At 73.6% G+C, this 20,271-nt stretch carries 22 protein-coding genes; 12 read left to right on the top strand and 10 right to left on the bottom strand.

The genetic code is table 11. From position 1 onward, the window contains the following. The first annotated feature begins 116 nt into the window (after positions 1-116). Positions 117-3,005 carry a preprotein translocase subunit SecA gene (gene secA / locus BLS43_RS11935; RefSeq protein WP_425438537.1) on the top strand — a complete coding sequence of 963 codons (2,889 nt, stop codon included), beginning with the start codon at positions 117-119 and terminating at the stop codon, positions 3,003-3,005. A gap of 112 nt (positions 3,006-3,117) precedes the next feature. Here secA and BLS43_RS11930 read toward each other — a convergent pair whose 3' ends face one another. Beyond that, positions 3,118-3,486: a winged helix-turn-helix transcriptional regulator gene (locus tag BLS43_RS11930; protein ID WP_093082493.1), complete on the bottom strand. Its 369-nt coding sequence runs from the start codon at positions 3,484-3,486 to the stop codon at positions 3,118-3,120. Between the two features lie 57 nt (positions 3,487-3,543). After that, positions 3,544-4,110: an Rv3235 family protein gene (locus BLS43_RS11925; protein ID WP_093082488.1), complete on the bottom strand. Its 567-nt coding sequence runs from the start codon at positions 4,108-4,110 to the stop codon at positions 3,544-3,546. 94 nt (positions 4,111-4,204) lie between these two features. Between BLS43_RS11925 and BLS43_RS11920 the strand changes: the two genes are divergently transcribed. After that, positions 4,205-4,672: a MarR family winged helix-turn-helix transcriptional regulator gene (locus tag BLS43_RS11920; protein WP_176921282.1), complete on the top strand. Its 468-nt coding sequence runs from the start codon at positions 4,205-4,207 to the stop codon at positions 4,670-4,672. Positions 4,673-4,682: 10 nt separating this feature from the next. Next, a complete protein-coding gene (locus BLS43_RS11915) occupies positions 4,683-5,048 on the top strand; it encodes an HAD-IA family hydrolase (protein ID WP_342741153.1) in 366 nt (121 codons plus the stop codon). A 5-nt stretch (positions 5,049-5,053) separates the two neighbouring features. Here BLS43_RS11915 and BLS43_RS11910 read toward each other — a convergent pair whose 3' ends face one another. From BLS43_RS11910 to BLS43_RS31650, 4 genes are read right to left on the bottom strand one after another with little or no spacing between them, the layout of a single operon-like run. Beyond that, positions 5,054-5,278 (bottom strand): antitoxin, encoded by a 225-nt coding sequence (locus BLS43_RS11910; protein ID WP_093082478.1) that lies wholly within the window; start codon positions 5,276-5,278, stop codon positions 5,054-5,056. Positions 5,279-5,322: 44 nt separating this feature from the next. Beyond that, positions 5,323-6,534, bottom strand: coding sequence for an alpha-hydroxy acid oxidase (locus tag BLS43_RS11905; protein WP_093082473.1), 1,212 nt, complete (start codon positions 6,532-6,534; stop codon positions 5,323-5,325). Positions 6,535-6,567: 33 nt separating this feature from the next. Beyond that, the gene (locus tag BLS43_RS11900; protein ID WP_093082467.1) at positions 6,568-7,317 is read right to left on the bottom strand and encodes a TrmH family RNA methyltransferase; all 750 of its coding nucleotides are present in this window, start codon (positions 7,315-7,317) and stop codon (positions 6,568-6,570) included. A gap of 9 nt (positions 7,318-7,326) precedes the next feature. After that, entirely contained in the window at positions 7,327-7,458 is a 132-nt protein-coding gene (locus BLS43_RS31650; protein ID WP_281245828.1) for a hypothetical protein, read from the bottom strand. Positions 7,459-7,504: 46 nt separating this feature from the next. On the opposite strand from BLS43_RS31650, the gene BLS43_RS11895 reads away from it, so the two are divergent. Together BLS43_RS11895 and BLS43_RS11890 are read left to right on the top strand one after the other, a co-directional pair. Then, positions 7,505-8,908 (top strand): WS/DGAT/MGAT family O-acyltransferase, encoded by a 1,404-nt coding sequence (locus BLS43_RS11895; RefSeq protein WP_093082462.1) that lies wholly within the window; start codon positions 7,505-7,507, stop codon positions 8,906-8,908. 9 nt (positions 8,909-8,917) lie between these two features. Next, positions 8,918-9,424 carry a DUF6912 family protein gene (locus BLS43_RS11890; RefSeq protein WP_093082457.1) on the top strand — a complete coding sequence of 169 codons (507 nt, stop codon included), beginning with the start codon at positions 8,918-8,920 and terminating at the stop codon, positions 9,422-9,424. A 17-nt stretch (positions 9,425-9,441) separates the two neighbouring features. On the opposite strand, the gene BLS43_RS11885 is transcribed toward BLS43_RS11890, so the two are convergent. After that, positions 9,442-10,245, bottom strand: a complete 804-nt coding sequence (locus tag BLS43_RS11885) for a crotonase/enoyl-CoA hydratase family protein (RefSeq protein ID WP_093082452.1) — start codon at positions 10,243-10,245, stop codon at positions 9,442-9,444. A 119-nt stretch (positions 10,246-10,364) separates the two neighbouring features. Next, positions 10,365-10,652, bottom strand: a complete 288-nt coding sequence (locus BLS43_RS11880) for an enoyl-CoA hydratase/isomerase family protein (protein ID WP_093082448.1) — start codon at positions 10,650-10,652, stop codon at positions 10,365-10,367. A 63-nt stretch (positions 10,653-10,715) separates the two neighbouring features. Between BLS43_RS11880 and BLS43_RS11875 the strand changes: the two genes are divergently transcribed. From BLS43_RS11875 to BLS43_RS11860, 4 genes are read left to right on the top strand one after another with little or no spacing between them, the layout of a single operon-like run. Then, positions 10,716-11,975 (top strand): acyl-CoA dehydrogenase family protein, encoded by a 1,260-nt coding sequence (locus BLS43_RS11875; RefSeq protein ID WP_093082443.1) that lies wholly within the window; start codon positions 10,716-10,718, stop codon positions 11,973-11,975. Beyond that, on the top strand, positions 11,972-13,285 hold the full coding sequence (locus tag BLS43_RS11870) for a phosphotransferase family protein (protein WP_093082437.1): 1,314 nt from the start codon (positions 11,972-11,974) through the stop codon (positions 13,283-13,285). The genes BLS43_RS11875 and BLS43_RS11870 overlap by 4 nt, the downstream gene beginning before the upstream one ends. A 12-nt stretch (positions 13,286-13,297) precedes the next feature. Next, entirely contained in the window at positions 13,298-14,338 is a 1,041-nt protein-coding gene (locus tag BLS43_RS11865) for an AMP-binding protein (protein WP_093082432.1), read from the top strand. A 28-nt stretch (positions 14,339-14,366) separates the two neighbouring features. Next, entirely contained in the window at positions 14,367-15,299 is a 933-nt protein-coding gene (locus BLS43_RS11860; protein WP_245707439.1) for an SMP-30/gluconolactonase/LRE family protein, read from the top strand. Between the two features lie 68 nt (positions 15,300-15,367). Here the strand turns inward: BLS43_RS11860 and BLS43_RS11855 are convergent, their stop codons facing one another. Beyond that, positions 15,368-15,988 (bottom strand): TetR/AcrR family transcriptional regulator, encoded by a 621-nt coding sequence (locus BLS43_RS11855; protein WP_093082428.1) that lies wholly within the window; start codon positions 15,986-15,988, stop codon positions 15,368-15,370. Positions 15,989-16,085: 97 nt separating this feature from the next. On the opposite strand from BLS43_RS11855, the gene BLS43_RS11850 reads away from it, so the two are divergent. From BLS43_RS11850 to BLS43_RS11840, 3 genes are all read left to right on the top strand, one after another. Next, positions 16,086-17,933, top strand: coding sequence for an acyl-CoA dehydrogenase family protein (locus BLS43_RS11850; RefSeq protein ID WP_093082424.1), 1,848 nt, complete (start codon positions 16,086-16,088; stop codon positions 17,931-17,933). Between the two features lie 88 nt (positions 17,934-18,021). After that, complete coding sequence (locus tag BLS43_RS11845; RefSeq protein ID WP_093082419.1) at positions 18,022-18,813, top strand: enoyl-CoA hydratase/isomerase family protein; 792 nt, start codon at positions 18,022-18,024, stop codon at positions 18,811-18,813. Then, positions 18,810-19,751, top strand: coding sequence for a crotonase/enoyl-CoA hydratase family protein (locus tag BLS43_RS11840; RefSeq protein ID WP_093082415.1), 942 nt, complete (start codon positions 18,810-18,812; stop codon positions 19,749-19,751). Before BLS43_RS11845 ends, BLS43_RS11840 begins: the two co-directional genes overlap by 4 nt. Positions 19,752-19,830: 79 nt before the next feature. On the opposite strand, the gene BLS43_RS11835 is transcribed toward BLS43_RS11840, so the two are convergent. Beyond that, entirely contained in the window at positions 19,831-20,241 is a 411-nt protein-coding gene (locus tag BLS43_RS11835; protein ID WP_093082411.1) for a DUF1707 SHOCT-like domain-containing protein, read from the bottom strand. Between the last annotated feature and the right edge of the window lie 30 nt (positions 20,242-20,271).

The following is a 20,271-nucleotide window of genomic DNA, read 5'->3' as shown; positions in this document are numbered from 1 at the left end:
CATGGGTCGGTGTGTGCGCCGGAGTCGCTGAACCGTGCGGCTCGGCGTCCGCCCCGGTCGGCGGGCCCCTGCGCGCCGGCCACCGCCCGAGACCGCGATGTGAATGAGGTCGATCAGTGCCGTCCTTGCTGAACCGCCTGCTCCGTGCCGGCGAGACGAAGCTGGTGAAGCGGCTGGGCCGGATCGCCGACCACATCGATTCGCTCGAGCCCGACTTCGAGGTGCTCACCGACGCGCAGCTGCGCGCGAAGACGGACGAGTTCAAGGAGCGCTACGCCGAGGGCGAGACGCTCGACGACCTGCTCCCGGAGGCGTTCGCCGCGATCCGGGAGGCGGCCAAGCGCACGCTGGGCCAGCGGCCGTTCCCCGTCCAGCTGATGGGTGGCGCGGCGCTGCACCTGGGCAACGTGGCGGAGATGCGCACCGGTGAGGGCAAGACCCTGACCTGTGCCCTGCCCAGCTACCTCAACGCGCTGTCCGGAGACGGCGTGCACGTCGTCACGGTGAACGACTACCTCGCCAAGCGTGACGCCGAGACCATGGGCCGGATCCACCGCTTCCTCGGGCTCAGCGTGGGCGTGATCCTCGCCGACCAGACCCCGGCGGTGCGGCGCGAGCAGTACGCAGCGGACATCACCTACGGCACGAACAACGAGTTCGGCTTCGACTACCTGCGCGACAACATGGCGTGGAACTCCGCGGACATGGTGCAGCGCGGCCACAACTTCGCGATCGTCGACGAGGCGGACTCGATCCTCATCGACGAGGCGCGCACCCCGCTGATCATCTCCGGTCCGGCCGAGCAGAGCGCCCGGTGGTACCAGGAGTTCGCGCGGATGGCGCCGCTGCTGCAGCGGGACCGCCACTACGAGGTCGACGAGCGCAAGCGCACCGTCGGCGTCACCGAGGACGGGGTGTCCTTCGTCGAGGACCAGCTCGGGATCGACAACCTCTACGAGGCCGCGAACACCCCGCTCGTCGGGTACCTCAACAACGCGCTGAAGGCGAAGGAGCTCTTCGCCAAGGACAAGGACTACATCGTCCGGGACGGCAACGTCCTGATCGTGGACGAGTTCACCGGCCGCGTGCTGTCCGGCCGCCGCTACAACGAGGGCATGCACCAGGCGATCGAGGCCAAGGAGAAGGTCACGATCCAGGCGGAGAACCAGACCCTCGCCACGATCACCCTCCAGAACTTCTTCCGGCTCTACGACAAGCTCTCCGGGATGACCGGTACCGCCGAGACCGAGGCGGCGGAGCTGCACAGCACCTACGGCATGCACGTCGTCGTCATCCCGACGAACCGGCCGATGGTCCGCGCGGACCAGCCGGACCTCATCTACAAGACCGAGGCCGCGAAGTTCGACGCGGTGGCGGACGACATCGCCGAGAAGCACCACAAGGGCCAGCCCGTGCTGGTCGGCACCACGAGCGTGGAGAAGTCCGAGTACCTGTCCACGCTGCTGACCCAGCGCCAGGTGCCGCACGAGGTGCTGAACGCGAAGCAGCACGAGCGCGAGTCGATGATCGTCGCGCAGGCGGGCCACGTCGGCGCGGTCACGGTCGCCACCAACATGGCGGGCCGCGGTACTGACATCATGCTCGGCGGCAACCCGGACTTCCTCGCCGACCTGGAGCTGCGCAGCCGCGGGCTCGACCCGGTCGAGCACCGCGAGGCCTACGAGGCCGCGTGGGACGACGCCGTGGCCCGGATGAAGAAGCAGGTCGCGGCGGAGGCGGAGGAGGTCCGCGAGGCGGGCGGGCTCTACGTGCTCGGCACCGAGCGCCACGAGTCGCGCCGCATCGACAACCAGCTCCGCGGTCGGTCCGGCCGTCAGGGCGACCCGGGTGAGAGCCGCTTCTACCTCTCCCTGGGCGACGAGCTGATGCGCCGGTTCAACGGCGCCATGGTCGAGTCGATCATGAACCGGTTCAACCTGCCCGAAGACGTCCCGATTGAGGCGAAGATGGTCACCCGGGCCATCCGCAGCGCGCAGACGCAGGTCGAGCAGCAGAACTTCGAGATCCGCAAGAACGTCCTCAAGTACGACGAGGTGCTCAACCAGCAGCGCAAGGTCATCTACGCCGAGCGCGCGCGGGTGCTGGCGGGCGAGGACATCGCCGACCAGATCCGCTCCATGCAGCGGGACGTGGTGACCGCCTACGTCGACGGGGCCACCGCCGAGGGCTACGCCGAGGACTGGGACCTCGAGAAGCTCTGGACGGCCGTCGGGCAGCTCTTCCCGGTCTCGATCAAGTGGCAGGACCTCGTCGACGCCGACGACGTGGACGATCTCTCCAAGGAGACGATCACCGAGGCGCTGCTCGCGGACGCCGAGCGGGCCTACGCCCGCCGCGAGGCCGAGATGGACGCGCTGATCGGCCCGCAGGGCGGCATGCGCGAGCTCGAGCGGCAGGTGTTGATGCAGGTCATCGACCGCAAGTGGCGCGAGCACCTCTACGAGATGGACTACCTCAAGGAGGGCATCGGGCTGCGGGCGATGGCCCAGCGGGACCCGGTGATCGAGTACCAGCGCGAGGGCTTCGACATGTTCACCGCGATGCTCGAGGGCATCAAGGAGGAGACGGTCGGGCACCTGTTCAACGTCGCGGTGCAGATCCAGGAGGTCCCCGCGCCGGGCGCCGAGCAGCCCGCTGCGAACGGAGCCGCCGCGAACGGGGCCGCCCCGAACGGCGCGGCCCCCAACGGTGCCGTCGCGGCGCCGGTGGCGGCGTCCTCCGCGGCCGAGCCGGTGACCAGTCGCATCCCGCGGGTGCCGCAGCAGAGCCCGGACGAGACCCCCACCTCGGTGCTGCCCGCGGCCTTCCGCTCCGGCCCGCCCACGCAGGGGCTGAGCTACAGCGGCCCGACCGAGGACGGCGAGGTCGCCACCCGCAACGGTGGTGGCCGCCCGCAGCAGCGCCCGCAGGGCGGAGGACAGCAGGGCGGGGGACAGGGCGGCAACCGCGCCGAGCGCCGCCGTCAGGCCCGCCGCCAGCGCTGACCCGTACCGACGAACGGCGCGTTCGCTCACACCTGGTGCCCCGTCCAGAAACGTTCAGGACCGAACTCGGCTGGATCCACCGATTCCGGCCCCGACGTTCCTGGACGGGGCACTAGTGAGCGAGCGCGCCGTTCGCCGTCTCCGTGTCGAAGCGTTCTCGGGCCTCCTGGATCGCGGGCAGGGTGGTGTCCACCCAGGCGATCAAGACGTCCACGGGGTGCCGCAGCGTCTTGCCGAGCGGGGTGATCCGGTACTCGACGGCCACCGGGCGGGTGGCGGTCACGGTGCGCTCGACGATCCCGTTGCGTTCGAGACGGCGCAGGGTCGCGGTGAGGGACTTCTGTGACACGGCGGGGATCGCGCGGCGCAACCCGTTGAAGCGGGTCGGTCGCTCGCACAGCTCGTTCAGCACGGCCAGTGACCAGCGGTCCAGCACCTCCTCGTCGAGCTCGAGGCCACCGCGATCCTGGACTGAGCCCACCCCGGCGAACGACGCGTTCGCTCACCAGGTGTGAGCGAGCGCGCCGTTCGCCGGGGCTCAGAGCACCCGGAGCGCAGTGCAGCGCCAGTCGCCGGTCGGGGTGAGGTCGAGCCGGGCGGCGAGGGCGCGGGCCCGGTCGCCGAACCGGCACACCGCGGTGACCTCGGTGCCGGTCCGGTCGACGGGGCGGCAGTGCAGCGAGCGGAGCACGCCGTGGGGCGGGCCGTGCCCGCGGCGCGGCACCCCGGCGGCGACGTAGCGCAGCACCTCGGGGCTCGCGTAGGGCGCGAGGTGGGCGAGGGGGCGATGGCCGTCGAACACCTCCAGGGCGATCCGGACCACCGTCTCCGCCCGCCGCCGCGCCGCCGCCTCGCGCGCCCCGGCCCGCACCGATCCCGGCACCAGCGGGAGGTGGGCGTCGCCGCGGGTCCGGGGCGACGGGTTCCGCGAGCGCAGGTGCGGCGCCTGCTGCGCGGCGCCCACCGGGAGGGGGTCGGCGCGCGCGTTGATCCCGGCGTCGATCCCGGAGTCGCTCTCCGGGTCGGCCTCGGGTTCGGTCGAGACCACGGCGAAGCGGGGCGGGGCGAGCGGGGTGATCGGGACGGCGGTCGCGGCGAGGGTCATGGTCGGAGCCTGCGGGCGCGCCCGGGTTCACGGGTGCGAACGGGACACTTCGTTCCCACATGGTGCGGGGCCGCACGGTCTTACGCTCCCCGCCGTGTCCGAAGCCGTGTCCGAAGCCGTGTCCGAAGCCGTGTCCGAAGCCGTGTCCGAACCCGACCCCGAACCGCTCGACCGGCTCGTCAGCGCCGCGGGCACCGCGCTGACCCGGCTGCGGGCCCGCATCGTCGCGCGGCACGGCCTGTCCCCGACCGCGCTCGACGTCCTGGAGGCGCTCGTCGAGCCCGTCGCGACCCAGCGCGACCTCGCCGCCCGGGTCGGGCTCACCCCCACCACCCTCACCCCGGTGCTCACCGACCTGGAGGACCGCGGCCTCGTCGTGCGGGACCGGGAGCGGGCCGACCGGCGCGTGGTCCGCCCCCGGCTGACCGAGCGCGGCGCGGCGACGGCGGAGGCGGTCCTGGCCGCGGTCGCGCGGGAGTGGCGGGCGGCCCTGCCCGGGGCGGACGGGGACGAGCCGACGGTGCGCCGTTACCTGGAGCGGCTGGTGCGCGCGGCCCGGTAGCGTGGCCGGGGTGCGCGGGCTGATCCTGGACTACGGCGGTGTGCTGACCGACGGCCCCGCCATGGCCGCCCTGCCCGGCCGGGCCCGGGCGGCGGGCCTGCGCGTCGCCCTGCTCAGCGACGCCCACGCGGTCCCGGACGAGCTGGCGGGCCAGTTCGACGCCGTCGTCCTCGGCGGGCGCGGCGGGGCCCGCAAGCCGGACCCGGAGGCGTTCCGCCGCGCCGCCGCGCAGCTCGGCCTGGAGCCGGGGGACTGCGTGGTGGTGGACGACCTGCCGGTGAACGTCCGCGGCGCCGTCGCGGCGGGCGCGGTCGGCGTCCGACACACGGATGCCGAGTCCACGGTGAGTGAACTCGGCATCCTGTTCGACTGGTAGGGCTCCTACTGCGGCGGGGGCGGCGGCTGCTCGCCCTCCGGCGCCGGCGGCGGTGCCGCGGTGGTGTTGCCCTGGCCGGTCTTCTCCTGTGCGAAGTCGACCGCCTTGTCGATGTGCTCGTCGTGGCCCGCGAACTTGCTCTTCGCGGCCTCACCGGCCTTGTCGAGGCCCTGGTCGACCTTGTCGTCGTGCTGGCCGATCAGCTCTTTTGCCTTGTCCAGGAATCCCATGCCGGGCAGCCTGGACCCCCGAGCGCCGGCGCGCACGTCGGGGCTCACCCGATCGAGCGAAGGCGGGCGTGCTCTGGGCGGAGCTCGTCGACCGCCGTGACGCCGATGAGCTGCAGCGTCCGCGTGATCTCGCCCCGCAGAATGTCCACCGCCTTGGTGACACCCGCCCGGCCGCCCGCCATCAGCCCGTAGAGGTAGGCCCGCCCGACGAGCGCGCCGCGCGCCCCGAGCGCGATCGCGGCCACGACGTCCGCGCCGTGGGTGATCCCGGTGTCCACGTAGACCTCGGCCCGGTCGCCGACCGCGTCGACCGCGGGCTCGACGAGCTCGATCGGCACCGGCGCGCGGTCGAGCTGGCGGCCGCCGTGGTTGGACAGCAGCACGGCGTCTGCGCCCGCGTCCACGACCCGCCGCGCGTCGTCGACGTTCTGCACGCCCTTGATCATCAGCTTGCCCGGCCAGGCGCCGCGCAACCACTCGACGTCGTCCATGGTCAGGGCGGGGTCGAAGACCCGGTTGATCATGTCGGCGACCGTGCCCTCGGTGGACTCCAGGGTCGCGAACGTCAGCGGCGAGGTGGTGAGCAGGTCGAACCACCAGTGCGGGTGCAGCGCGCCGTCGACGAACGTGCGCAGGGTCAGCGCCGGCGGGATGGTGAGCCCGTTGTGGACGTCTCGGCGGCGGTTGCCGCCCACCGGGGTGTCGACGGTCAGCATGATCGTGTCGTAGCCCGCGGCGGCCGCTCGTTGGACCAGGTCCTTCGCGAACGCGCGGTCCCGCCAGAGGTAGAGCTGGAACCAGCGGCGTGCGGCGGACGGGACGTCCTCGATCGTGGTGGTCCCCATCGTGGACAGCGTGTACGGGATCCCTGCCTCGGCGGCGACGGTCGCGACCGCCGGCTCGCCCTCGGTGCCCATCATGCGGGTGAAACCCGTGGGCGCGAGCGCGAACGGCAGGGCGGAGCGGGCGCCGAGCATGTCGCGGCCCAGGTCGACGGTGCTGACGTCCCGCAGCACGGTCGGGGTGAACTCGACGCGGTTCCACGCGGCCCGCGCCCGGCTCAGCGACAGCTCGCCGTCCGCGGCGCCGTCGGTGTAGTCGAAGACGGCGCGGGGTGCGCGCCGCTTCGCGATGGTGCGCAGATCGTCGATCGACGCGGCGCGGGCGAGACGGCGGGCCGTCGCGTCCCGGACGAACGGAGCAGGCCGGAGCAGGGGGAGGATCTCCTTGGGGCGGGGCAACCGACGCTGGACCATGCGGGCCAGGGTACGACGTCCCGCCCGGGATCCTCAGCGCCTGCGGTGCAGCTCGTAGGCCGCCACCGCGGCGGCGCTGGCCACGTTCAGCGACTCGACGCCGCCGAACAGGGGGATGCCGACCACGCCGTCGAGCAGGGGGCGGACGCCGTCCGACAGGCCGTCGGTCTCGTTGCCGAGCACCAGGGCGACCCGCGGCGGCAGGGCCGCGGAGAGCAGCGACTCCCCGCCCGCGTCGAGCCCGAAGATCCCGAACCCGCTCTCCCGCAGCGCCGCCAGGCCCTCCTCGACCGTGCCCGAGCGCAGCACGGGCGCGGCGAACGCGACCCCCGCCGAGGCCTTGATCACCAGCGGGTCGATGGCGGGGACGCCGCGGCGGGGGAGCAGCACGCCGTCGAGCCCCGCGCCGGTGGCCGTGCGCAGGATCATCCCGACGTTCGACGGGTTCGTCACCCGGTCCAGCACGAGGACCGACGCCGGTCGCCGCGAGCCGAGGTCGGAGAGGAACACCGACACCGGCGCCATCCGGGGTGCCACGACGTCCGCCAGCACCCCCTGGTCGTGGCGCCCGTTGCCCGCCAACACCTTGACCCGGTGCGCGCTGACCCGCGACACCGCCACGCCCCGCCGCCGGGCCGCCTGCTCGATCTCCCGCACGGAGTCCCCGCGGCTGCCCTCGGCGATCAGCACCTTGTCGACCGCGAGGCCCTCGTCGGCGAGCGCCTCGAGCACCGGCTTGCGGCCGTACACGGTGATGAAAGCGTCCTTCGGCGATACGGTCACCTGCTCAGCCTAGGCCGCGCCCTGCGGGCCCAGGACCACGGCTTTCGCGCCGAAGTCGCTCCCGGCCGCGTTGTCGGGCCGGCCCAGGACGTCCAGTACCGCGGCGCGGCCCTCCGCCTCGCCGGGAGCAACGTCGATCACGAACTCCGCGGCCCTGGGCCCGCAGGGCACGGCCTAGGATCACCCCATGCCGCCCCGGCTCTCCGCTCTGGACGCGTCCTTCCTCTACCTCGAACAGCCGACCACCCCGATGCACGTGGGCGGGGTCGCGGTGTTCCGGAAGGGGCCCGAGGGGCTCGACTACGACCGGCTGGTGCGGCTCGTCGAGCAGCGGATCTCGCTGGTCCCGCGCTACCGGCAGAAGGTCCGGCACGTCCCCGGCAACCTCGCCCGCCCGGTCTGGGTGGACGACACGGACTTCGACACGGCGTACCACGTCCGCCGCTCCGCGCTGCCCCGCCCGGGCACCGACGCCCAGCTGTGCGAGCTCGTCGCGCGGCTGATGTCGCGCCCGCTCGACCACACCCGGCCGCTGTGGGAGATGTACCTGGTGGAGGGCCTGGCCGACGAGCGCGTCGCCGTCGTCACCAAGACCCACCAGGCCATGGTCGACGGGATCTCGGCGATCGACCTCTCCCAGGTCATCCTGGACGTCTCGCCGGAGGCGAAGCCGCGGGCCGAGGAGGTCTGGATGCCGCGGCCCACGCCGTCGGACGTCCGGCTGGTCGCCGAGGCCATCGGCGAGGCGGTGTCGCGGCCGGGCGAGATCGCGGACAACGTCCGGGCCGCCACCGGGGACGCCGTCGCGACCGCCACGAAGGTCGCCGGGATGGCGGGCAAGCTGGTCACCATGGCGTGGGCGGCGACGCGACCGGTGCCGGGCACCCCGCTCAACGTGGAGGTCTCCACCCAGCGGCGCTTCGCCGTGGCGCGCACGAACCTCGAGGACTACCGCGCGGTCCGCGCGGCGCACGACTGCACGGTCAACGACGTCGTGCTGTCGGTGGTCGCCGGGGCGCTGCGCAGCTGGCTGCTCTCCCGGGGCGAGCCCGTCACCTCGGGGGCGACGGTCCGGGCGATGGTCCCGATGTCCGTGCGCGGGGACGCGGACGTGCCCAGCTCGGCGGGCACCCTCGGCAACCGGGTGTCGTCCTTCCTCGTGGACCTGCCGGTGGGCGAGCCGAGCCCGGTCGTCCGCCTGCACCACGTCGCACACGCCATGCGGGAGCACACCTCGACCGGTCGCAACGTCGGCGCGGACACCCTCGTACGGATCGGCGGGTTCGCCCCGCCCACCCTGCACGCGCTCGGGGCGCGGGCGGCGAGCGGCATGGCGCGCCACATCTTCAACCTCGTGGTGACGAACGTCCCCGGCCCCCAGTTCCCCCTCTTCGCGGCCGGAGCGCGCATGCTGGAGATGTTCCCGGTCGTCCCGCTGGCGAAGGGGCAGGCCCTGGCCATCGGGCTGACCAGCTACGACGGCGGGGTGTACTACGGGTTCAACGGCGACCGGGACGGCATGGCGGACGTCGAGGTGCTGGCCGGCATGGTCGACGAGGCGTTGGACGAACTGCGAGCGGCGAACAGGTAGGAGACGAAGGTGCGGATCTATCTCCCCGGGACCTGGCCGATGCTGCGCACGCTGGTCAAGACGGGGAAGTTCGACCCCATCGGCGGGACGGCGTTCGCGCTGACCCCGCGGCTGCGGGAGTCGTACGTGGCCGGTGACGACGAGGAGCTCGAGTACGCCGCGATGAGCGAGGCGGCCCGGGCGTCGCTGCGGCTGTTGGCGGTGGAGCTGGGCCTCGGCGAGGACATCCCCGCCCGTCGGGTGGTGGTCGCGGCGGACATGGAGGCCACCCTGCGCCCCGATCTGGACGACGGCGCCGTCCGGATCACCGGCTCGGTCCCGATGTCCGCGATCGCCGCCGTCCACGTCGACGGCGAGGAGGCCGAGCACGCCGTGCGCGAGGCGGCGGGCGTGGTGGACAAGGCGGACCTGGGCGACCTGGACGCGGAGTTCCTGGTGGGCGAGGCCGAGGACCAGGAACTGGCCTGGTACAGCCCGGAGGAGGTCGCCTTCCTGGTCGACCTGGGCGACCTCTAGCCGGGGCTCCGTGATGCTCAGTCGCGGAAGTCGGGGGCGCGCTTCTCGAAGCCCGCGGCCACCGCCTCCTTCTGGTTCGGGCTGCCGATCAGGGCGCCGATCTCGGTCTGCTCCGCCGCGAGCTGGGTCGAGACGTCCACCCGGCCGGAGCTCTCCAGCAGGCGCTTGGCGGCGCTGACGGCGTGCGGGCTGACGGCGGCGATCTCGCGGGCCAGCTCCAGCGCCGCCTCCCGGGGTGCGTCCGCCACCCGGGTGGCCAGGCCGATGCGCACGGCCTCGGTGCCGCTGACCCGGCGTCCGGTGAAGGTCAGCTCCTTGGCCCGGTCGCGGCCGACGAGCTCGGGCAGCACCTGGGTGCCGGTCATGTCCGGGATCAGGCCCCAGCGGATCTCGAGGACCGACAGCACCGCGTCCGGCGCGACGATCCGGATGTCGGCCCCGAGCGCGATCTGCAGGCCGCCGCCCAGCGCGTTGCCGGTGACGGCGGCGATCACCGGCATCGGCAGCGTGGTCCAGACGTGGGCCGCGCGTTGCCCGGTGGCCTTGGCGGGCCCGTCGGTCGGGGGGAGCTCCGCGGTCGCGGAGAGCCGCTGCCCGTCCCGCATCGCCTGGAAGGACCCGAAGTCCAGGCCCGCGCAGAAGTCGGGGCCCTCGCCGGACAGCACGACCGCGCGCACGCCCGGCTCGTCCCGCAACCGCTCCCCGGCGAGGACCAGCCCCTCGAACATCGCCGGGTCCAGGGCGTTGCGCTTCTCCGGCCGGGCGAGCCGGACGTCGGCCACCCCGTCGGTGATCGCGATCGTGACCCGCTGCTCGGACATGCCCTACCTCCCTGTGAACCGGGCGGGACGGCGCTCCAGAAACGCGGCGACCCCCTCGGCGTGGTCCTCTGATGCGAAGCACTCGGCCAGGGCCGCCCGGGTGGCCGTGACCTGGTCGGTCATCCCCCGCCCCGCCCCCGAGAGCACGAGCTCCTTGGTGCGCGCTCGCCGCCCGCCCCGCGGTCGTCCGGGGCCCGAGACGCCGGGTCGGCCAGGTCGATGCCGGCGCAGAAGCTGCCGGGCACCCCCGTCACGACCAGCACCGCGACCGCGGGATCGGCGCCCGCCTCCGCGATGCGCGCGGTGAACTCCGCGAGCATCGCGAAGGTCATCGCGCCCTTCTTGGCGGGCCGGTCGATCGTCAGGGTGGCCACGCCCGCGTCCACCCCGTAGCGGATCTCGTCCATCCGACCCCTTCCCAGCGCCTTCGTCGAGGGGCATCCTAGCTGAACGATCGTTAAGGAGATTCCGTGGATTTCGCGCTTCCCGTGGAGCTGACGCAGACGCTGGACGATCTCGATGCGTTCATCGAGGCCGAGATCGCGCCGCTGCAGGCCCAGGACGACAACGAGCGGTTCTTCGACCACAGACGGGAGTGGGCGCGCACGGACTTCGAGGCGGGCGGCACCCCGCGGCGGGAATGGGAGGAGCTGCTGCGCGAGATGCGCCGCCGCGCGGACGCCGCGGGCTGGCTGCGCTACGCCCTGCCGAAGTCGGTGGGCGGGCGGGACGGCTCCAACCTCGACATGGCCGTGATCCGGGAGCACCTGGCGCACAAGGGCCTCGGGCTGCACAACGACCTGCAGAACGAGTCCAGCGTGGTCGGGAACTTCCCGTTCGCGCACATGCTGCTGGCGTTCGCCACCCCCGAGCAGGTCGAGGAGTACATGGAGCCGATGCTGACCGGGCGGGCCCGGATCGGCTTCGGCCTCACCGAGCCCGACCACGGCAGCGACGCCACGTGGATGGAGACCCGCGCGGTCCGCGACGGGGACGACTGGATCCTCAACGGCGCCAAGCGCTGGAACTCCGGCATGCACTCCGCCACCCACGACGTGGTGTTCGCCCGCACCAGCGGGGACGACGGGGACGGGCGCGGAATCACCGCGTTCTTCGTCCCCACCGACACCCCCGGCTTCTCGGTGGACTTCCACTGGTGGACGCTGAACATGCCCACCGACCACGCCGAGGTCACCCTGACCGACGTCCGGGTCCCGAACTCGGCCGTGTTCGGCGAGGAGGGGCTCGGCCTGGCGGTGGCGCAGACCTTCGTGCACGAGAACCGGATCCGCCAGGCCGCCTCCGGTGTCGGGGCGGGCCAGTTCTGCATCGACCGCGCGGTGGCCTACGCCCGCGAGCGGATCACCTTCGGCGCGCCGCTGGCGACCCGCCAGGCCATCCAGTGGCCGCTGGTGGAGCTGCAGACCGAGGCCGAGATGCTGCGCGGCCTGGTCCGCAAGACCGCGTGGGAGCTCGACCGGGTGCCGCACATGGAGATCAGCGACAAGGTCTCGATGTGCAACTACCGGGCCAACCGCTTCGTCTGCGAGGCCGCGGACCGGGCCATGCAGGTCCACGGCGGGCTCGGCTACTCCCGCCACACGCCGTTCGAGCACATCTACCGCCACCACCGCCGCTACCGGATCACCGAGGGTGCCGAGGAGATCCAGATGCGCAAGGTCGCGGGCTACCTGTTCGGCTTCGCGGGGCCGAACAAGATCCGGTCGTGACCGCCGAGCTGGAGAAGCGGCTCGCGGCGCGCCTCGGGCGAGACGTCGAGGGGTTGGTGCGGCTCACCGGGGGCGCGAGCCGCGAGACCTGGTCGTTCACCGCGGGGGGCGAGCGGCTGATCCTGCGCCGCGACCCGCCGGGGACCGACCGGCCCGCGGGCATGGCGCTCGAGGCGCGGTCGATCGCGGCCGCGGAGCGGGTCGGCGTGCCGGTACCGCACCTGGTGGACCACGGCACCGACCCGGACGTCCTCGGGGCGCCGTTCCTGATCACCCGGCACGTCGACGGCGAGACCCTCGCGCGCAGGCTGCTGCGCGACGAGCGGTACGCCGCGGTCCGGCCGCGCCTGGCCGGCGAGCTGGGCCGGGCCGTGGCCCGGGTGCACCGGATCCCGCCCGCGGAGGTCCCGGGCCTGGAGGCGCGCGAGCCGCTGGCCCACCTGCGCGCGACCTACGACGAGCTCGGCGAGCCGCTGCCGTCGGTCGAGATCGCGCTGCAGTGGCTGGCGCGCCACCGGCCCGCGGACGTCCCGGAGACCGTGGTGCACGGGGACTTCCGCAACGGAAACATGATCATCACGGAGGACGGACTGGCGGCCGTGCTCGACTGGGAGGCCGTGCACCGCGGCGACCCGCGCGAGGACCTCGGCTGGCTGTGCGTGAAGTGCTGGCGCTTCGGCGAAGCCCCCGCGGTCGGCGGCTTCGGCCCGCTCGAGGATCTGCTCGACGGCTACGCCGAGGTCGCGGGCACCCGTCCGGACCCGGAGGCCGTGCGCTGGTGGCAGGTCTACGGCACCGCGCGCTGGGCCGTCGGCTGCCGGGCGATGGCCGAGTTCCACCTCTCCGGCACGACGCCCTCGGTCGAGCTCGTCGCCATCGGGCGGCGGGTGTGCGAACAGGAACACGACCTGTTCCTCGCCCTCGGGCACCCGGCGGGCGACCCGACCGTCGAGCCGGCGGCGCCCTCGGATCTGCACGGCCGCCCCACCGCGGCGGAGCTGCTCGACGCGGTGGCGATGTTCCTGCGCGAGGAGGTGCTGCCGACCCCCGGCCGCACCGGCTTCCACGCCCGGGTGGCGGCGAACGTCGTCGACACCGTGGCCCGGGAGATCGCGCTGGGACCCGCGCAGGAGCGGGCCCACGCGAGGCGGCTGGCGGCGTTCGGCGCCGCCGACACCGCCCAGCTCGCCGCGGCGATCCGCACCGGGCTCGTCGACTGGGCGGACCCGGCGCTGCTGGCCGCGGTGCGCGCCGACATCACCGACCGGCTGCGGACCGCGAACCCGAAGTACCTGACCTTCCCCGGATAGGAGCGACATGGCATGCTCATCGGCGACGTGCTGTCCTTCACCGCCGCCCGCCGCGCGGACGAACCGGCCCTGGTCTTCGAGGACCGCACCTGGACCTACGCGGAGCTGGACCGCGAGGTCCGCAGGCTGGCCGACGGGCTCACCCGCCACGCCGAGCCCGGGGACCGCATCGCGATCCTCACCGAGAACAACGCCGAGTACGTCCAGGCCTACTACGGCGTCCCGGCGGCCGGGATGGCGCTGGTGTTCCTCAACTACCGGCTCAGCCCCCGGGAGGTCGCGCTGAACCTGGAGGACTGCGCGCCCACCGTGCTGATCACCGAGCGGAAGTACCTGGAGACGGCCCGGCGGGCGAGCGCGGACGTGCCGTCGATCCGGACGTTGGTCTGCCTCGACGGACCCGCGGACGGGGCGCTGACCTGGGCGGACCTGCTCGGCGACGACGTGGACCCGCCGCGCGTCGACGAGACGCTGCCCGCCTGGCTGATCTACACCTCCGGCACCACGGGCCGGGCGAAGGGCGCGGTGCTGACTCACCGCAACGTCGTCGCCGCCGTGCTGAACTCGCTGATCAGCTGGGAGCACGACCACGATCCCGGCGTCTCGCTGATGCCCCGGCCGCTGTGTCACATCGCCGGGTACGGCGTGGCGATGGCCCACCTCCGGGGCGACCAGGTCTGCGCGGGCTACTGGAACCGGCCCGAGGCCACCGCCGAGGCCGTGCGGGGCGGCTGGTTCCACCAGGTCGAGGAGGTCCTGTTCCAGCACCCGGACGTCGCGGCCGCGGCGGTCGTCGGGCAGCCCGACGAGGTGTGGGGCCAGCTCGTCGTCGCGGTGGTCGAGGCCCGGGAGGGCCACACGGTCACCGAGGAGGGCGTGCGCGAGTTCTGCCGCGGCGTGCTGGCGGGCTACAAGATCCCGCGGCGGGTGCTGGTGGTCCCGGAGCTGCCCCGGACCACCAGCGGCAAGGTGCGCAAGCCGGAGCTGCGCGCGCTCGTCGCCGAGACGGCCGAGATGGCCGAGACCCCCGAGATCGCGGCCCGGCGTGGCTGAACCGGCGTTCCGCGGAGAGGAGACACCCATGGTCGGCGACGAAGGCGCGATGGAGCTCGTGGCCTCCGGACTCGAGTTCCCCGAGGGCCCCATCGCCTGCGCGGACGGGTCGGTCGTCCTGGTCGAGATCAAACGCGGCACGCTCTCGCGCGTGGCGCCGGACGGGGCGGTCGAGGTCGTCGCCGACCTGGGCGGCGGGCCCAACGGTGCCGCCGTGGGGCCGGACGGGGCGGTCTACGTCTGCAACAACGGCGGCTTCGAGTGGCACGACCGGGCCGGGATTACCGCGCCCGGGCAGCAGCCCGCGGACTACAGCGGCGGCCGGATCGAGCGGGTCGCGCCCGACGGCGCCGTCACCACCCTCTACACCGAGGTGGACGGTCGGGGGCTGAACGGACCCAACGACATCGTCTTCGACCACGACGGCGGGTTCTGGTTCACCGACCTCGGCAAGAACCGCGGGCGGGACATGGACGTCGGTCGGGTCTGCTACGCCCGCGCCGACGGCACGCAGATCGTCGAGGTCGTCCACCCGATCATGACGCCGAACGGGATCGGCCTGTCCCCGGACGGCTCCCGGCTCTACGTCGCCGAGACCCAGACCGGCCGGGTGTGGGAGTGGGAGGTGACCGGGCCCGGCACGCTCGGGCCGGCGGGCGTACCGCCCCGCGGGCCCGCGGGCGCGCACCTGCTCCACGGCTTCGGCGGCTTCCAGCTGCTGGACTCGCTGGCGGTCGACGGCGCGGGAAACGTCTGCGTCGCCACCCTGGTCACCGGCGCGATCAGCGTGATCCGGCCGGACGGCGCGCTCGACAGACAGGTCCCCGTCGCCGAACCGGACCCGTTCGTCACGAACATCTGCTTCGGCGGCGACACGGCGTACGTGACGTCGTCGGGGCGCGGGCTGCTGTACCGGACGGACTGGCCCTACCCGGGCCTCGACCCGGCCTTCTCCATGTGACCGTGCCACGCCGTCGGCCCTCGTGCGTGGCAAGTGGTGCTCTGGCACCACTTGCCACGCACAGGCCGTCAGGCGGGGCGGTGGTCCACGATCCGCAGCACGATGCGGCTGTAGTGGTCGACGAGCTCGGCGGTGGTCACGGTGCCGCCGGGCCGGTACCACTCCGCGATGGCGTTGCACGCCGCCTGGGCCGCGCGCCGGGCGTCCACCGGGTGCTCGCAGCGGAAGACGCCCTGCTCCACGCCCGCGTCGATGATGTCCGACCAGATCGTGGTGGCCTTGACGCGCAGCTCGCGCAGCCGGGTCGTGTGCTCGGGCTCGAGGTTGCGCCACTCCCGGTTGGAGATGTTGCTCTCGGTCTGCCGCTCCACCCGGTACTCCACCGTCGCTCCGACCAGGGCGACCAGTCGCGCGGCCGGGTCGTCCCCGACCCGCGCGAGCGCCTCCTCGCACCGGCGGAAGTAGTCGAGGGTGTTGTCCTCGATCAGCACCGCCAGCAGGTCCTGTTTGCTGGGGTGCCAGTAGTAGAGCGCGGACAGCGACAGGCCCGCGCGCTTCGCGATGTCCCGGATGGAGGCGCCGTGGTACCCGCGCTCCTGGAAGACCTCCCGGGCGGCCGTCGCGATCGCCTCGCGACCCCCGCCACGCGGGATCGGACCGTTCCCCTCGGGGCTGACTGCGGTACTCACCGGGGCAGGATAGTGCCCCCGGCACCCTTCTGACCGTCCTCCTACGGTGTTAGCTTAACGATTGATCGATCAGCGTCGACGTGGGAGGTGTCGAGGCGTGACCGACCTGAGCACGTGTCGCGAGGAACTCCGTGCCTGGTTGCGCGCCCATGCGCTCGCGTCGGGCCCCGCGGCCGACGTGGCCGCCGCGAAGGCCTTCCAGGCCGCCCTGTTCGACGCCGGGTACGCCGGGATCACCTGGCCCACGGACGTGGGCGGGCAGGGGCTGGGCCCCGAGTCCCAGCAGGTGTTCTCCGACGAGTCCAGCGAGTACGAGCTGCCCACCGGGGCGTTCACGATCGGCCAGGGCATGTGCGGGCCCACCGTGAACGACCTGGGGACGACCGAGCAGCGCACCCGCTACCGGCCCCCGCTGCTGCGCGGCGAGGAGATCTGGTGCCGGCTGTTCTCCGAACCCGGGGCGGGCTCGGACGTCGCGTCGCTGCAGACCCGGGCCGTCCCCGCCGACGACGGCTGGGTGGTGGACGGGCAGCAGGTGTGGACCACCGGCACGCGGTGGTCGGACTACGGAGCGCTGCTCGCCCGCACCGACCCCGACCGGCCCAAGCGCTCCGGGCTCACGATGTTCATCATCGACATGCACGCGCCGGGGGTGACCGTCCGGCCGCTCAAGGACATGTCCGGCCGGTCGCCGTTCAACGAGATCACCTCCGACTCGGTGCACCGGCCCGCGGACGGCGTGATCGGCGAGGTCGACGCCGGGTGGCACGCCGCGGTCACGATGCTCGGCCACGAGCGCGTCACCATCGGCTCGCGGCGCACGGCGAAGACCGACCCGCTGGACTTCGCGGCCGTCCGGGCGCTGGTCCGCGATCTCGGCGTCGACGCCGACCCGGCCGTCCGGGACCGGCTCGCCGAGCTCCACACCCGTGAGCGGGTCCTCGAGCTGTTCGACGCCAGGGTCCGGCAGGAGACGGCCGCCGGGAACGCGCCGGGCGCGCGGGGGTCCGTCGGCAAACTCGCGGGAGCCCTGCTGTCCCGCCTCGCGGTGGAGGTGGTCGGCGAGATCGCCGCGCCTGCCGCCGCGGTGCGTGCGGCGATGGAGTCCGAGACCGGCGTCGACCGCGACCTGTGGACCCGGCTCGGTCGCGACCTCGACGTGCCCGGGTTGGTCGTCCCGGGGAAGCTCGGCGGCGCGGGCGCGGGGCACGTCGAACGGTCGATCGTGGCCGAGGAGCTGGGCCGCGCGCTCGCGCCCACGCCGTTCCTCGGGTCGGCCGTGCTCGCCACGGACGCCCTGCTCGCCCTGGACGACGAGGCCGCGCAGCAGGACCTGCTGCCCCGGATGGGGACCGGCGAGACGATCGCCGCGCTCGCCGTCGCCGAGCCCGGGGCGCCGTGGGGACCCGGCCGGACCACCGCGACCGAGGGGCCGGGCGGCTGGCGCCTGGAGGGCCGCGAGACCCCCGTCGTGGCGGGTGACCCGGCGGACGAGTTCCTCGTGGTCGCCACCGCGCCGGACGGGCCCGCCTGGTTCCGGGTGTCCGGGGCGGAGGTCACCCGCTCGGTGCTCACCACGCTGGATCCGACCCGCCGGCTCGCCGCGATCACCGTGAGCGGCGCGAAGGCCGTCCGGCTGGAGTCCGCCGACCACCGAGTATGCGACGATCCGCGTGCAGTTCGGCCGCGCGATCGGCTCCTACCAGGCCGTGAAGCACGGGCTGGCGGACCTGTACTCGAGCGGGGAGTCGGCCGTCTCCGCGGTCCGGTACGCGGCCTGAGCCGCGGACGCCGCACCCCGCGGAGCCGGGGGTGGCGGCCGGCGTCGTGGCCTCCTTCGTCGGGCCCGCCTACCTCGCGGCCGCCCGGGACGGTGTGCAGTTCCACGGCGGCATCGGCTACACCTGGGAGCACGACGCGCACCTGTACGACAAGCGCGCCATGAGCACGGAACTGCTGTTCGGCCCCCCGTCGGCGGCGCGGGCGCGGCCGGCGGACGAGCTGGGGATCGGCACGAGCGAGGGAGTCGGCGTATGAGCGAGGACACCGGGGACGCGGTCCTCACCACCCTGGACGACGAGGTCCTCACGATCACGATCAACCGGCCGCAGCGCAAGAACGCGGCGGACGCCGCAGTCTGGGAGGGGCTCGAGGCGGCCTTCCGGCGAGCCCGCCGGGAGGAGGGCATCCGGGTCGTCGTCCTCACCGGCGCGGGCGGGGACTTCTGTGCGGGCGCCGACCTGTCCGGAGGGACGGGCGAGGGGCACCCGCTGCGGCGGTTGCACTACCTCCACGACATCGCGCTCGCCCTGCACCATCTGCCCGTGCCCACGGTGGCGAAGGTGTCCGGCGTCGCGGTCGGAGCGGGCTGCAACCTCGCCATCGGCTGCGACCTGGTCGTCGCGGGCCGCTCCGCCCGGTTCTCCGAGATCTTCGCCCAGCGCGGCCTCTCGCTGGACTTCGGCGGCTCCTGGCTGCTGCCCAAGATCGTCGGACTGCAGCAGGCCAAGCGGCTGGCGCTGCTGGCCGAGATCATCGGGGCCGAGGAGGCGAAGGAGATCGGCCTGATCACCTACGTCGTCGACGACGACCAGCTCGACGCCAAGACCGACGAGATCGTCGGGAAGCTCCGCAGCGGGGCACCGGTGGCGCTGGCCCAGTCGAAGGTGCTGCTCAACGAGGCCGCGGACAAGACCCTGCGCGAGGCGCTCGAGGGGGAGTCGCGGGCCCAGACGATCAACTTCGGAGGCACCGATCCCGCCGCCGCATTCGACGCGTTCATGGCCAAGCGGCGGCCCGAGTTCACGGGGGAGTGGGCCAAGTGACCACTGCGAGTTCACCCACCCCGCCTCCGGCGTCGGCTGCCGTCCCCCGGCAGACCTACACGGAGATCGCGTACGAGGTGGCGGACCGGGTCGCCACCATCACCCTCGACCGGCCGGACCGGCTCAACGCGTTCACCGGCACGATGATGCGCGAGCTCGTCGAGGCCTACCGGGCGGCGGACGCGGACGACGACGTGCGGGCCGTCGTCGTCACCGGGCGGGGCCGCGGGTTCTGCGCGGGCGCTGACCTCGGGCGCGGCGGCGCCACCTTCGACGCGGACGACCCGGCACGCCGGGCCGACCGCGGGGACATCGGCACCGTCGGCGGGGTCCCGCGCGACGGCGGCGGGATCGCCTCGCTCGCCACGGCGGCCTGCCGCAAACCGGTCATCGCGGCGATCAACGGGCCGTGCGTGGGCGTCGGCGCCACCATGACGCTGCCGATGGACATCCGGATCGCGTCGGAGACGGCGCGGTTCGGGTTCGTGTTCGCGCGGCGCGGGCTGGTGCCGGAGGCGGCCTCGAGCTGGTTCCTGCCGCGGATCGTCGGCATCTCGCAGGCGATGGAGTGGGTGGCGACGGGCCGCGTGTTCGACGCGCAGGAGGCCCTCGCCGGGCGGCTGGTCAGCAAGGTCCTCCCGCCGGACCGGCTGCTGCCCCACGCCTACGCCCTGGCCGCGGAGATCGTCGAGAACACCTCCGCGGTCTCGGTGGCGCTGTCCAAGCAGATGCTGTGGTCGATGCTCGGGGAGAGCACCCCGTGGGCGGCGCACCGGGTCGACTCGGCGGCGATCTACGCCCGGGGTCGCAGCGCGGACGCCCGCGAGGGCGTCACCTCGTTCCTGGAGAAGCGCCCGCCCGCCTACCCGGACACGGTCGGCGCGGACTACCCGGACGTCCTGGAGCCCTGGCCGACCCGCCCGGCGGACATGGACTGAGCCGAGAACCGCGCCTCCGGCGCTCGTGCGCGGCGAGTGGTGCTCTGGCACCACTCGCCGCGCACGAGCGCCGGAGGCGCTACTCGCGGCCCTCGGCGCGGTCCCGGGAGAAGCCCAGGGCGCCGACGAGCGGGATCAGCAGGAAGGCCAGCCACGCCATCCCGACACCCGCCGAGTTCAGCACGAAGAACAGGACCAGCGCGAGGATCGGGCTGGCGGCGGCGATCCGGGCGCCCGCCCCCGAGAACCGCCGCGCCGGGGGCTCGGCAGCGGGGCGGGGCACGACGGCGTGCCCGGGCAGCGTCGGGTGCGGCTCGGGGAGGTCGGTGAACAGCGCTTCCAGGTCGGCGGCGGTGGTGGCGTTCGCCGCCAGCGCCGACCGGTCGGCGTACTCCTCGACCCCGAGCCTGCCCGCCTCGAGATGGGCGTTCAACGCCTGCGACGCGGACTCGCGCTCCGCCGTCCCGATCCGGATCTCCGCGTCCGCCATGCGCCCGATCCTAGTGCCCCGTCCAGAAAC

Source organism: Pseudonocardia oroxyli (assembly GCF_900102195.1).
GTDB classification, from domain to species: domain Bacteria; phylum Actinomycetota; class Actinomycetes; order Mycobacteriales; family Pseudonocardiaceae; genus Pseudonocardia; species Pseudonocardia oroxyli.
The sequence above is the reverse complement of the archived record's forward strand: the minus strand, read 5'-3'. Positions and strand labels throughout refer to the sequence as shown.